The sequence below is a fragment of the Spirosoma luteum DSM 19990 genome (assembly GCF_000374065.1).
In the GTDB taxonomy this organism is placed as follows: Bacteria; Bacteroidota; Bacteroidia; order Cytophagales; family Spirosomataceae; genus Spirosoma; species Spirosoma luteum.
Genome location: NZ_KB893264.1, coordinates 39,010 through 53,107, shown reverse-complemented (window position 1 = coordinate 53,107; position 14,098 = coordinate 39,010). Strand labels below are relative to the sequence as shown.

At 51.0% G+C, this 14,098-nt stretch carries 9 protein-coding genes; 3 read left to right on the top strand and 6 right to left on the bottom strand.

Translation table 11 applies throughout. The features are described 5' to 3' along the window. Nucleotides 1–12: 12 nt before the first annotated feature. Complete coding sequence (gene ahcY, locus B156_RS0116970; RefSeq protein WP_018620959.1) at nt 13–1,323, bottom strand: adenosylhomocysteinase; 1,311 nt, start codon at nt 1,321–1,323, stop codon at nt 13–15. A 192-nt stretch (nt 1,324–1,515) separates the two neighbouring features. Here ahcY and B156_RS0116965 point away from each other — a divergent pair, with 192 nt between their 5' ends. After that, complete coding sequence (locus B156_RS0116965; RefSeq protein ID WP_018620958.1) at nt 1,516–1,986, top strand: GNAT family N-acetyltransferase; 471 nt, start codon at nt 1,516–1,518, stop codon at nt 1,984–1,986. Nucleotides 1,987–2,005: 19 nt separating this feature from the next. Here the strand turns inward: B156_RS0116965 and B156_RS0116960 are convergent, their stop codons facing one another. The 3 genes from B156_RS0116960 to B156_RS0116950 form a co-directional block, all read right to left on the bottom strand. After that, a complete protein-coding gene (locus B156_RS0116960; protein WP_018620957.1) occupies nt 2,006–2,644 on the bottom strand; it encodes an SGNH/GDSL hydrolase family protein in 639 nt (212 codons plus the stop codon). Between the two features lie 66 nt (nt 2,645–2,710). Beyond that, complete coding sequence (locus B156_RS0116955) at nt 2,711–5,461, bottom strand: NHL repeat-containing protein (RefSeq protein WP_026260880.1); 2,751 nt, start codon at nt 5,459–5,461, stop codon at nt 2,711–2,713. 354 nt (nt 5,462–5,815) lie between these two features. Next, the gene (locus tag B156_RS0116950; protein ID WP_018620955.1) at nt 5,816–7,183 is read right to left on the bottom strand and encodes a UDP-N-acetylmuramoyl-tripeptide--D-alanyl-D-alanine ligase; all 1,368 of its coding nucleotides are present in this window, start codon (nt 7,181–7,183) and stop codon (nt 5,816–5,818) included. Between the two features lie 74 nt (nt 7,184–7,257). Here B156_RS0116950 and B156_RS0116945 point away from each other — a divergent pair, with 74 nt between their 5' ends. Both B156_RS0116945 and B156_RS0116940 read left to right on the top strand, forming a co-directional pair. Then, nucleotides 7,258–9,507 carry a T9SS type A sorting domain-containing protein gene (locus tag B156_RS0116945; protein ID WP_018620954.1) on the top strand — a complete coding sequence of 750 codons (2,250 nt, stop codon included), beginning with the start codon at nt 7,258–7,260 and terminating at the stop codon, nt 9,505–9,507. A 91-nt stretch (nt 9,508–9,598) separates the two neighbouring features. Further along, nucleotides 9,599–9,952, top strand: coding sequence for a hypothetical protein (locus B156_RS0116940; RefSeq protein ID WP_018620953.1), 354 nt, complete (start codon nt 9,599–9,601; stop codon nt 9,950–9,952). Nucleotides 9,953–10,042: 90 nt separating this feature from the next. Here B156_RS0116940 and B156_RS0116935 read toward each other — a convergent pair whose 3' ends face one another. Together B156_RS0116935 and B156_RS0116930 are read right to left on the bottom strand one after the other, a co-directional pair. Beyond that, the gene (locus tag B156_RS0116935; protein WP_018620952.1) at nt 10,043–10,795 is read right to left on the bottom strand and encodes a GLPGLI family protein; all 753 of its coding nucleotides are present in this window, start codon (nt 10,793–10,795) and stop codon (nt 10,043–10,045) included. A 58-nt stretch (nt 10,796–10,853) separates the two neighbouring features. Then, a complete protein-coding gene (locus B156_RS0116930; RefSeq protein WP_018620951.1) occupies nt 10,854–13,679 on the bottom strand; it encodes an outer membrane beta-barrel family protein in 2,826 nt (941 codons plus the stop codon). Nucleotides 13,680–14,098 lie beyond the last annotated feature (419 nt).

The window sequence follows — 14,098 nt, the reverse complement described above, 5'->3', positions numbered from 1 at the left end:
CACTCTTCACTATTAATACCGGTACATATCCGACTTGAACGGACCTTCTACCGCTACCCCAATGTAGTCAGCCTGCTCCTTCTCGATGGTTTCGAGTTTGGCCCCTACGTGCGCCAGGTGCATAGCCGCAACTTTCTCGTCAAGAATTTTAGGCAGTACATACACTTTGTTTTCGTAATTGTCCGAGTTGGCCCACAGTTCGAGTTGCGCCAGCGTCTGGTTGGCAAACGAACAGGACATTACAAAGCTGGGGTGACCCATAGCGCAACCGAGGTTTACCAGACGGCCTTCGGCCAGTACGATAATCTCTTTGCCGTCAATCTCGTACATGTCCACCTGCGGTTTAATCTGACTCTTGGTACTACCGTACGCTTTGTTCAGCCACGCCATGTCAATTTCGTTGTCGAAGTGACCGATGTTACAAACCACTGCTTTATCTTTCATTAGGCGGAAGTGCCGCTCTTTAATGATATTCAGGTTGCCGGTTGCCGTAACGAAGATATTGGCGCGCGGAGCGGCCTCGTCCATTGGTACTACTTCATAGCCATCCATGGCAGCCTGCAAGGCACAAATTGGGTCGATTTCGGTTACCAGTACCCGAACACCCACGCCCCGCAGCGACTCCGCTGAGCCTTTGCCTACGTCGCCATAACCAGCCACAACGGCCACCTTACCGGCCATCATCAAATCCGTAGCCCGCCGGATAGCGTCAACCAATGATTCGCGGCAACCGTACTTGTTGTCGAATTTCGACTTGGTTACGGAGTCATTAACGTTGATAGCAGGCAGGTGCAGCGTACCATTCTTCATCCGCTCGTACAGGCGATGAACACCCGTAGTGGTTTCTTCCGACAGCCCTTTGATGTTCTGAATCAGTTCAGGATATTCGTCGAATACCATGTTCGTCAGGTCACCACCGTCGTCCAGAATCATGTTGAGGGGCTGACGATCTTCGCCAAAGAACAGCGTTTGCTCGATACACCAGTTGAACTCTTCTTCGTTCATGCCTTTCCAGGCGTATACCGGAATGCCGGCGGCCGCGATAGCCGCAGCGGCATGGTCCTGCGTCGAGAAAATATTACACGATGACCAGGTTACGTCGGCACCCAGCTCTACGAGTGTTTCGATGAGAACGGCAGTCTGAATCGTCATGTGCAGGCATCCGGCAATCCGTGCTCCTTTGAGGGGCTGCGACGGACCAAATTCGGCACGGAGGGCCATCAGACCCGGCATTTCGGCTTCGGCAAGTTTGATTTCCTTGCGGCCCCACTCGGCCAGGGCGATGTCCTTAACTTTGTAGGGGACGTAGGTTGATGTTTGCATAAAACAGTTTGATAGTTACAATTTTCGATTTGATCCGGCACGCTTACTACCTATCGACGTACAATTTTCGAACCAGCGTGCATTCTTAGTAAAGTACAAAAATAAGCAGTACCGCTTAGAATCCCTACAGGAATCCGGATTCGTTTATCTAATGGACACGTCTGATTCCGTACATTGCGCCAAAATAGCCTGATGACTTCTGTGAATGTCCTATCCGTCATACCCTACTCGCCCGAGTACCAGCCCGATTTCAAACGCCTGAATGTAGCCTGGATCAGTGCATTGTTTGCCCTGGAGCCACACGATCTGGAACAACTGGATCATCCGGAAATCCACATCCTCCCCAACAACGGGGCTATTTTCCTGGCCCAGCAAAACGGTGAGATCGTGGGAACAGTCGCCATGATTAAAACCGGCGATCGTGAATTTGAACTGGCCAAAATGTCGGTAACACCCGCCATGCAGGGCCGGGGTGCGGGCAACCTGCTGGCCCTGGCGGCCATTGAGTACGCCCGTCGGCAGAACGCCCGTATTGTGTGGCTCGAATCGAACCGAAAGGCTGAGGCCGCCCTGCGGCTTTACGAACGCGTTGGCTTTCGGGAAGTCCCCCTCATTCCCTCCCCCTACGCCCGGGCCGATATTCGGATGGAGATGGTGTTGTAATTGTTGCTTCTACGGGTTTCTATTTCAAATACGGCTTCACAACGGTAGTCCACCGCTCGTATCCAGCCGGGAGCATATGCAGGCTGTCCTGCCGGAACAGTTCGGGAACGGGCTGCCCATTTGCCTGAAGCATGACGGGGCGAATATCCACGAACCGGGCCTTTTTCTGTTTGGCCAGGTAGTCTTTAATGAGCCGGTTGGCCGTATCGTTTTCCGCGAAGTATTTCCGGCGCGATGGACTGGGTTTTATGGCAATAAAGGCGAACGGAACCCTGGGTAACTTCTGGCGTATGTACTCGAAAAGGGTAACAAACCGATCGAACGTTTGCTGCCCGGTCTGCCCGGCAGCAATGTCATTCTCGCCCGCGTACAAAACGATTTGTTTCGGATGATAGGGAATAACAATCCGGTCCACATAGCGCATGACATCGCTCAACTGAGAGCCGCCGAAACCACGATTTAACACGGGTTTGCCCGGAAAGTCCGTAGCCAGGCTGCTCCAGAACCGAATGGACGAACTGCCGGTAAACAGAATAGGCCTTCGGGGTGGTGGCGTAGCCGAATCGGTTTTTTCAAACGCCCGGATTTCATTCTCGAAGGGAGCATTCTGGGCAGTTACGCAGAAAGGAAACAGAAATAAAAAAAGGTATCGTAGCATTGACATATCAGGCTTTTCAATCAAAAGACCGAACTACTCATAAACTCATGCTTTAATCTCTGCTTTTCAAAACGTAACCTTCCCCCCCGTAGTGAATAATAGCGTTCCATTCTGTTTCAGCACCCGAGCCTGTACAGCCTGATTGACCGTCACAGTATGCCCCGCAGAAACGGTCACCACATCATTCGCAGTGGGCAGGCAGGAACAGTTCCAGGTGGCAGTACTCAACCAGTTGCCGCTTTGTACGCTGGTAATAACGCCATTTATGATGATAGTTTTTGTTGCCGAACAACCATTCGTAGTACCGGTTACCGAATAAACCCCGGCCGTATTGACCACGACAGAAGCCGTTGTAGCACCGGTCGACCAACTGTACGTGGTAGCTCCGGCTGCGGTTAGGGTTACGGCCTGCCCGTTGCTTACCGTTGTGCCGGGACTGGCCATTATAGTCAGATTAAGAGTAGGATTTATGGTTAGGGTAACACTGGCAACCTGACTGACAGACCCATCGGTTGCGGTGACGGTGAGGGTGTAAGTCGCCGGGTTATTCACGATCGGAGCCGTGAAGGCAGGATTACTGCCAGTGGCTGAGAATCCCGCAGGCTGGCTACTCCAGGTGTAGGTAGTCGGGTTGAAACCGGCGGCTACAGCTGTTACACTGAAAGGGCCACCGGAACAGACCGCCAGCGAATTAGTCGGCTTTATGGTCACCGAGGGAACAGTCACCTTACGGACACGTTGATTATCCGAATCAGAAATGTAGAGGTTACCCACTCCATCCACGGCCACACTGAACGGGTTATCCAGGATAGCGTCTGTAGCCAATCCGCCATCGCCACCAAAGCCGTGCGAACCGGTACCGGCCACGGTAGTGATGATACCCGAAGTCGCTACTTTACGAATTAGATTGTTGCCATAATCGGCGATGTACAGATTACCATTGCCATCCACCACCACACTGGCAGGGTTGGCCAGACTGGCAGCCGTAGCCAATCCACCATCTCCGCCATAACCAGCGGTGCCGGTACCGGCTACGGTGCTAACGATGCCATTGGCCGCTACTTTACGGATGCGATGGTTCCCCTGATCGGCGATGTACAGATTACCGCTACCATCAACTACCACACTGGCGGTATAATTAAACCCCGCAGCCGTAGCTAATCCGCCATCGCCACTATAGCTGTTGGTGCCGTTACCCGCTACGGTGGTGATAATGCCGTTAGTGGCTACCTTACGAATACGATGATTCAGCGCATCAGCGATGTACAGATTACCAACTCCATCGACCGTTACACCCACCGGATTATTCAGGCTGGCAGCCGTGGCGGCTCCCCCATCGCCACTAAAACCATAACTACCGGTACCCGCTACGGTGGTGATGATACCGTTGGTCGCTACCTTACGGATACGATGGTTCAGCGCATCGGCGATGTACAGATTGCCCAGGCCATCTACCGCTACACCGGAGGGATTGGCCAGATTGGCGGCAGTAGCGACTCCCCCATCACCACCGAAGGTAAACAGGCCATTACCGGCTACGGTAGTGATAACACCCGATGTAGCCACCTTACGGATACGTTGGTTCTGCTGGTCGGCGATGTAAAAGTTACCCGTGCCATCAAAAGCAACCCCAACGGGATTATACAGGCTGGCAGCGGTGGCAGGTCCTCCGTCGCCCCCGTAATTGACCGTACCATTACCGGCCACGGTGGTGATAATACCGTTGGTCGCTACCTTACGGATACGGTGGTTCAGCGCGTCTGCTATAAAGACATTGCCTGTACCGTCTATCGTTACTCCACCGGGCGAATACAGACTGGTCATCGTAGCCATTCCTCCATCACCACTGTAAACACCGATCCCGTTACCGGCCACCGTGGTGATAATACCCAAAGTCGACACTTTACGAATACGATGGTTACTCTGATCAGCAATATACAGATTGCCACCTCCATCCACCGCTAGTCCGGCAGGATTATTCAGGCTGGTTGTATTGGCAGCAACGCCATCCTCATTGTAACCAGCAGTACCGTTACCTGCCACCGTGCTGATGATACCACTGGCAGACACCTTGCGGATACGGTGGTTACTGGCATCGGCGATGTACAGATTGCCCGAGGCATCTACCGTCACACCAGCCGGGGCATTCAGCGTAGCGGCCGTAGCGGCTGCTCCATCGCCACTAAAGCCAGCCGTACCCGTACCAGCCACCGTAGTGATAATGCCGCTACTCGCCACCTTACGGATACGATGATTCAACGCATCAGCGATGTACAGATTACCCGTTCCATCAACCGTTACACCCACCGGATTATTCAGGCTGGCAGCCGTAGCAGCTGCTCCATCTCCGCCATAACCAGCGGTGCCGGTACCGGCCACCGTAGTAATGATACCGTTGGTCGCTACCTTACGGATGCGATGGTTCTGCGAATCGGCAATATACAGATTGCCACTTCCGTCGAGTGCTATACCGGCAGGATTGGCCAGGGTGGCGGCTGTAGCGGCTCCCCCATCGCCACTAAAACCATAACTACCGGTACCTGCTACCGTGGTAATGATGCCCGAAGGAGCTACTTTGCGAATACGATGGTTCTGCTGATCGGCAATGTACAGATTACCGCTGCCATCCACTACCACACCAGCAGGGTTAGCCAGATTGGCAGCCGTAGCCGCACTGCCATCCCCCTTCAGATCTGAGCCTGCCACGGTCGTGATGATTTGGGCGGAGAGCCTGCCCGGTGCAGTAATCAACAAAACCAGGAAAACGATACATGACACTACGATTGATACACTGCGGGATAGAAGAGGTAATTTCATAAGGAACGGGAGACAAAGATTACCTACATAAAACATGCACCGCGAACAAAACTACTACCTTATAGTCAGCCATGTATCACTAGCTTACCATGTGGGTTTGTGCTTATAGTAAACCTGTTCAAACTTTACCTTATGCGGGAAAGACAAGGTCGCTTTTTTCATTTCAACGCAGGAGAAATCTCCACATCGAGTACCAGCACAGCTTAAGATTTCTCCTGCGTTGAAATGAAAAAAAGGCGATTCATTGTAGCCCAAAATCTGTCAGCTTTGAGGTTGCATTTAGACGGTCCGCCAGGCAAAAATCAGTTCTGTAGCTTCACTCAAGTAGTCTGGTCTGACCTCAAAGCATTTACACTATATAAACGGCACGACCGACTCCAGACTCATGCCCCGCGAGCCTTTCACCAATACGTGCGTATCGGTCATCGGGTTATCCATGACCCAATTGTGGAGCGAAAATTTATCGGGGAAGTAGTATGCTTTGGGTAAATAGTCGAGAGCGTAATGAATATCCTTACCGGCCAAAATTACTAAGTCAAACTTACTGTCGGCAATGAGTTTACCCAGGGCTGCGTGTTCGGCTTCGCTTTCATTGCCCAGCTCGTACATATCGCCCAGAATTACGGCTTTGCGTTTAGCCGGGGTAGCGGCAAACTGGCGAATAGCAGCAGCCATCGAACTGGGATTGGCATTATACGCGTCGAGCAATATCGTATTTGAGCCTTTGCTAATCACCTGAGAGCGGTTATTGGTCGGGTTATAATCAGCAACGGCGTGGCTGGCCTCTAGGGACGATACCCCAAAATAATCGCCGATAGCGAGGGCTGCCAGCATATTTTCGTAATTGTACTGCCCCGGCAAGTGCGTAGTTATTTCGCGGCCATCCGCATCCCGAAAAACAACAACCGGCGATTCCTGAACTAATGCCATTGGTTCGGCGGGGGAATTAACCGCGGCCGATTCCACGGCGGCAGTATCCACTGCGGGGTAAAAAATAACTTCGGCGAAAACGGTTTCGGGACGGGCGCTTTTCAGCCGTTCGCGGTACATGGCCATCAGGGTTTTATCCCGTGAGTTAATGAATACCGTTTTGCCCTGCGCAATCAGGTAATCATACAACTCACCCTTGCCTTTCCGAACACCTTCCATCCCACCGAAACCGTCCAGATGCGCCTTGCCGACGTTGGTAATCAGGCCGTGCGTAGGTTGGGCAATGGAGCAGAGCAGCGCAATTTCCTGCTGGTGGTTAGCCCCCATCTCTACCACAGCCAGTTCGTACTGCTCATTCAAAGCAAGTATAGTGAGCGGCACGCCGATGTGGTTGTTCAGGTTCCCGATGGTGGCGTAGATCCGGTATTTTTTTGATAGCACTGCCGCAATCAGTTCTTTGGTGGTGGTTTTACCGTTGGAACCCGTCAGACCAATGACCGGAATGGTGAGCGTTTGCCGGTGGTGGCGGGCCAGGTCCTGCAAGGTCGTCAACCCATCCTCAACCAGCAGGCAGCGGTCTACATCCCGAGCGGCTACGGCCGGGTCGTCAACCAGGGCGTAACGGGCTCCGGATGCCAGTGCCTGTTCCGCAAATTGGTTACCGTCGAAACTGGGGCCTTTGAGCGCCACAAACAGGCAGTCGGACGTAATTCGGCGGGTGTCGGTCGAAACGCCGGTACATTCCAGAAATTTAGGGTATAGTTGGTCGGTTGACAGCATGCCGATAGACATAAAGAGAGACTATGTTCGTTGTTTCTGTGAACGTTGCGCACGAAGGCCGACGATTCACAACGTCCCAAAATTAGATGAAAAAGCTGTTTACGCTTTGTTTTTTGCTGTCGTCCTGTTTCAGTTACGCCCAGTCGGCGGGGAAAATTGCGTTTCGGTCCGACCAAAGCCCTCCGGTTAGCCTCAACGGTAAAGCGCTGCTGAATCCGTGGGCGGGTGGGCTGAACGCCCCGCAATACTCCACCATTCGCCTGAACGACGACACCCGCGACGACCTGGTGGTATTCGACCGGACAACCAGTAAAATCAGTACGTTTATTGCCATCGACAACCCGACCGGCAGCGGCATTGCCTGGCAATACGCCCCAGAATATGAGTCAGCGTTTCCTTCCTCTCTCTCTAGTTGGTTCCTGCTGGTCGATTACGACGGCGATGGCCGTAAGGACATTTTTACGAGTACTTCCAGCAATGTGTGGGTGTATCACAACGAATCACAGAATGGGCAAGTCGTTTTTAAGCTGGCTGCTAGTCCGCTCAAAACGGATAGTTTCAGTGGCCTCACCATTCCCCTGTACGTCAGTAGTGTCGACGTGCCTGCCATTACAGATTTTGACGATGATGGCGACATCGACATTATCACCTTCGATGCTGACGGCAACATCATTGCCTATCAGCAGAATATGAGCGTGGAGCGAACGGGTAAGAAAGGACTGGAGTACAAACGTACCGGCGACCTGTGCTGGGGCCATTTCCGGAAAGAATTCTGTAACGATTTCACCTTTGGGGTTCAGTGCGATGGCTCCGGGCGGGTAGGTACGACCGTTAGTCCAGGCCGGTTGCGCCCTCAGCACGTTGGCAATACGCTGACCGTAGTGGATACCGACGGCGACGGTAACAAAGACCTGTTGTTTGGGTTCGTAAGTTGCGAAAACATAGCCCGCCTTCGGAATAGCGGCCCCAATAGCGACAAGGCAAATTTTACGGGGTACGATAGTTTGTTTCCGGCTAAGGCCCCGATTCTGTTCCCGGCTTTCCCGGTAACTTTCTGGGAGGACGTGGATGGCGACGGGCAGAAGGATTTACTGGCCTCGCCCAATGTAAGTGCCAATGACGGGTATTTGTACGATTTCCGGGCATCGGGCTGGTTTTATAAAAATAACGGCACCACGCAGAAGCCATCTTTTCAACTCATTCAGAAAGATTTCCTGCAAGGCGATATGCTCGACCTGGGCGAACGGGCGGCCCCGGCCCTGGTCGACCTGGATGGCGATGGCGACCTGGATATGCTGGTTGGTTTTGGTGGTACGGGTTTCGGCTCTTCCTATCAGGCTGGATTATGGCAGTTTACTAACGTCGGAACGACGCAAAATCCGGCTTTCACACTCGTCACCACCGATTACCTGGGCCTAGCCAAATCATTGGTTCAAAGCAACACCGTTCCCTCCTTTGCCGATGTCGATGGCAACGGCAGTATGGATTTGATGCTGACCGGCGTTGGCAAGAGTGACGTTGAGGTGAGGGTATTCATCAATACCTCAGCCAAGGGGGCAGCCGTACAATTTGCGCTGGATAAAGCGATACTGTGGCCTACCCGTTCACTCATCGGGACAAACGATTTAGTGACCGTAGCAGACGTAGACCGGGATGGCAAACCTGATATGCTGGTTAGTAAATATAGTCTGGGTACGATTCAGTACTATCGGAATGCCGGAACCGCCGTTAGCCCTACGTTTCAGTTGCAGAATCAATTCTTTGGCGGCTTCAAAAACGATGATTTTTTGTACGCCAAAGCCCGCTCGCTGGTGGTGGCCGACCTGAACGGCGACCAGAAGAATGAACTGATTGCCGCTGCGGATAATGGTAGCGTTCGGGTGTACCAGTTTCCTGACCCAACCAGTGGTGCCCCCCTTACGCTTATCGACTCGCTGGCGGGCATTGGCCTGCCCGGCAAAGGGTTGATTGCCACCATGGGAGATCTGGACGGAGACCAGTTGCCCGACCTGATGCTGGGTAGCCTGGCCGGGGGACTCAGTTACCTGAAAAACACGTCGCAGAAAGTGGTCATTACGGCGGTGCAGGACGATGAGCCTATCAGCCCTTGGGCGTATCCGAACCCAACAGACCGATTCCTGACGGTACATGCCCCGTACAATGGCCGTGTCGAACTACTCTCTCTGTCGGGTCAGGTTATGTTACCTGCCCAACCCATTGTAACAGATACCGACACCCAACTCGACCTGGGAAGTCTGCCCGAGGGAACCTATCTGCTGCGGCTCCTAGCCGAAAACCACCCGCCACTGGTGCAGAAAATAGTTGTCTGGAAATAGGGTAAAACTCTTTTTCCTAACGATGGTTAGTACGTAAGAATGGTACCCAGCGAGGGTATAGGTACCCATTTTGGACAAAGCACGTACGACTATGGAAAACACGAATCAGCAAAGTCCCGACCAGGGTTCGGGCACGTCAACGAAAGGATTATCACCCCAGCATAACGACATGCCCGCCAATGAAGGCGACGACGCCGTAGTGTACGCAGGGCTGGGTGTCAATAATGAACCCGATATCAGGAACCAGGGCGACGAGGAAGGTACGGACACGCTGCTGTTTACGGATACCGCTACCGCCCGTCATGCTACGGACGGCGTATCAAACGATGCCGAACCCGATGAATTTCCGGTTGGGGTACTCGACGGAACCATGTCAGATGACGAGATCGATGAGCAGATTACTGAACTGGCCGAGGAAGAAGAGGAAGGCAATGAGCCTTATTAATTTATTACGATGGTGCCAGTAACCCGCTTACAGACCTTTGAGCAGGTTGTCTGTAAGCGGGTTGTCTTTAACGTATTCTGATCTACCCGTTTAATACCGAATTCTTGACCAGCCGAATGGGTTCCGGTGAGCGGTCATACTTTCCGCAATCTGTTCTTTGAGAAGTGTGTTGTAGCCCGCATCGTTCATTTTCTTACCTTTCTGTTTGGGTAGCTTCAAATCATCCGGCGTTATTTTTTTAAATGCTACGTTCGTCGCTTCAATAACTACGTCCCCATCATTGACATCCAGTTCCAGAATAAGCCCTGGCAAGCTATTCAGCATTTCGGGACCGGCGGGTATGGGAATGTCCTGGGCAAACCAGGCAACAATCTTTTGCTTCTTTATAGGATCTTCCGTTTCGGCTTTCATGCATATGTAGCCCGCTACCTCTTTAATTTGGTCACCAATTTTCCAGATGGGTGCGTGCAATGAATCCTCCACGATGTACGTTTTGCCCAGCATCTCGATGATGTCATTTTTTTTATCTTTCTCGAAATTTCGGTACACGAAAAAATCAGATTTCCGCCATGAGTATCCCCCTTCTTCGGGTTCATCGCTCAGATAGGTGTACAAACTTTCGTTGGGTGTAAACGTTAGTTTCATTTTAATACCCTTGTTATCTTCCTCCCAGTTCTTCCAGGTTTGAGCTTCCCGATCTTTCTGTTCCTGGCTCAGGAATGTTAGCCGGTTGGTAATTTTTATCCAGTGTTCTTTACGCACGTAGGTAGCAACCCCTTCGGTATTTTGAGCGTTGGCGACTATGGATAGCAATAGGCCAAATAGAATGACTAATTTTTTCATGGAGTCTGTTTTGTTCGTGTGTTTTTCCCGGGCAGTTTCTTTTACCCAACATGCATTACTAATAACTTTCCCGACGCATACTGGCTTTCACACCACGCATATTGTAGGTGAACCCTACTGTAAAATACCGCGCCAGCGTTTGAATCGTTTCCGACTGCGTGTAGTTGGCCCCTTGGTTAAGTGAAACAGCCACATTTCGATTCAACATATCCACCGCCGTCAACCGAATTTCTGCTCGCTTGGCTTTACCTAGAATATGATAGACTGATGCATTCCAGAGCGGAATACGCTGGTCGAAATTCAGCAGCGCATTTTTGCTGACTCTGTAATTCATGCTTGTATTGATATATAAATCGTGCGGGAGTTTCAGAGTCAGTTCACCACCGTAATTGTTGTTGGTAAAGTTCTGATTCCGGTCTGGATTGATTGAAAACTGAGTGTAATTGAAACCCAGATTGGCATTTCCATAAAAGGTTAGCCACTCAACGGGCGTCAGGCTCAATCGGGCTCCAGTGTAGTAGCTCTGCGAGCGGGTGGCATTAAGTACGCCGTTGATTCGAGTTGGGTTATCCCCAATGTTAAAGTTTCCATTCAAATCCAGTGTGGCCTTCGTCTTTTTCAGCGGAAATCCGAACCCAATGTACGACCCATAATTACTACCGCCCGACAGGTTTTCCGGCCTGATAACCGTAACCAGCGTTTGTGCATCGGTATTCTGACTATACACAATCTGATTTACGTACTTAGCCGCGTTTAATCCCACATACAGGTTCATGAAACTACCAGGATTGAAGTACTGAAAACCGGCATTCACATTGTGCGACAGTTGGGGCAGCAAATCGGGGTTGCCAACGTTGACATAGAGCGGGTTCGTATTGTTTATGATGGGCTGCAAATCGCGCGAAGTAGGAATCTGAACGTTTACGCTATACCCCCCGTAGAGATACCGGTTCTTTTTCAGATCGTAGTTAATGTTCACGTTCGGAATCAGCGTACTAAAAACCCGGTTAATCTGCCCGGGCTGGTAGGACTGATACTCCCCATTCAGGGTAAAACGCTGACTGGCCAGTCCCGCCGATACGTTCAACCCTTTGTAGGAATACCGAACACTGCTTCCCAACCGGTTATAGATGTAGTTATTCTTGTAGTACAGACTCAGCGTATCATTTCGGACGTACCGACTGTCACCCCGGTTAAATACATCGCGGTTTACTTCGTCATTACGCAAACTAAAATTGAAGAATGTTTCCCAGAAGAATCGTTTGGCAAAGGGTTCTACGTATTGCAAACTGGCTTTGTATTCGCTCCGAACAATGTCATTTTTCTGGTCCTGATGGATATCCGGCGACTTATCGGCCTGCGTTATGGGACCGGAATAGGTATTGTACGAATCCAGGTTCAGGGTAGCATTGTTTGTATTGACTTCATACGTGCCACTCACAGCAAAGCTCCGCCCTTTTTTGTGCATTTTTATCCGGTATATCAACGAGTTAGAGGAAGCAAACTGCCGCTGGTCGCTGGCATTGGTACTCCTATTATTCGTAATGGCTCCGTTACTACGGGTTAAATTCTGGTTTCGAAGCAGAAACGCGTTACCAATACCATACCGACTATTGTTGATAAATACCAGCGTACGCATCGTATCGAGTTGTTGCTCGTAACGCAGACTTACCCGGTGGTTGCCATTGAAATTAGTCTGATTACTGGCTTCATCTTTCGTGTACTGGCTTTGTGGTAGCGTGAAGTCGCTCAACCGACGGGCATCGAGTTGCAATCGGGTCTGATTATAATAATAGCTGCCACTCCATTTCTTCTCTTTTGTATCGAAGTTGTAGTTGGCTCCCCCGGCCGCATTTTTAGAAAAACCGACACCCTGCCGCCCACTCACCGGAATACCCAGTCCTTCGTCGCCACTATCCGAGAAATAGAAGTAGTTATTGCTAAAGCCAAAGTCGGCATTGTTATTAGCGTTGTAGGCATTACTCCCACGGAAATCCTGGTAATCATCGCGCGATAGGCCCTGTTGATTGGTGTTGTTGCCTAAGCCAACCAGGGAGAACTGATGCTTTGCGTTAAACTTATTGTAACTGGCCTTAACCTCTGCCCGGGGTGATACCTTGTTAGAAGCGGGTCCGGCGGCCGCCGTTATTTTGCCAAATCCCCCTTTTTTAAACTCCTCCTTCAATTCCAGGTTAACGGTCTTTTCCTTTTTACCGTCGTCAATACCGGTCAGTTTAGCCTGTTCACTTTTATCATTAAAGACCTGCACTTTGGTGATGGCTTCGGCCTGAAGATTTTTGGTAGCCTGCTTTGGGTCGTTGCCGAAGAAGTTCTTGCCATCCACCGTCACCCGTTTCACGTCCTGCCCCTGGGCTTTGATGTTGCCGTCCTGGTCGACCTGTACGCCCGGTAGTTTTCGCAACAAATCCTCAACGGTGGAACCGGGCGGCACTTTAAACGAACTGGCGTTGTACTCGATGGTGTCGCCCCGGATGGTGAGCGGTGCCTTTGCCGTTCTGACCACTACCTCAAACAATTCGCGGGTGATGGGTTTCATTTTCAGATCGCCCAGATCCATGACCGCATCCGTGGCCGGTTTGATAACCTCGTTGTAGGGAATGAACCCGACAAATGAGATTTTCAGAACGTAATTACCGGACTTGACATTTTTGAAAGCAAACGACCCGTTGCTGCTGGCTCTGGTGAAATTGACCAGGGAAGAATCTTTGGCACTCAGCAACATCACCGTCGATTCGGCCAGTGGAGCCGCCAGCGTGTCGACAGCGCGCCCCTGCAACGTAAAGCGAGCCGGACTCACCGGATTTTGGGCGTACAATACGCTGGTGATCAGGCAGAACACGGCCGGTAAGCAGATGTTTTTCATGAAATAACAAAGGGGAAGTTGAAATGGTTGAGGAAACAAATCTAAGGGAACACTTTAAACTATTTACATAGTTAACAAAATTTAACTAAAATTATAGTAGAATAATTTCTGCGGTTGTATACCGGTTTTTTTCAATGAGTCACAAATGAGTCAGAGGGTTGCAAGCCGTAAATCAAATGATGAAAAAAAATGCTTATTCCACACGTTCCACAAACAAGTTTATTTCCTATTGCCGTGGGTGGTTTAACTTCATTACAACAAACCGGAGAGCGAGCAGCGAACACAGACGAACCAGGGTGAATAGGTCCTCTGGACCGGTACACCAGGAATGACAGAAAATAAATCCCAAACAGATACTTCACCAGTATACGTCAGCCACTTAGATGGCAGCAAAAAAATCCCCGTTTCCGAACTGACAC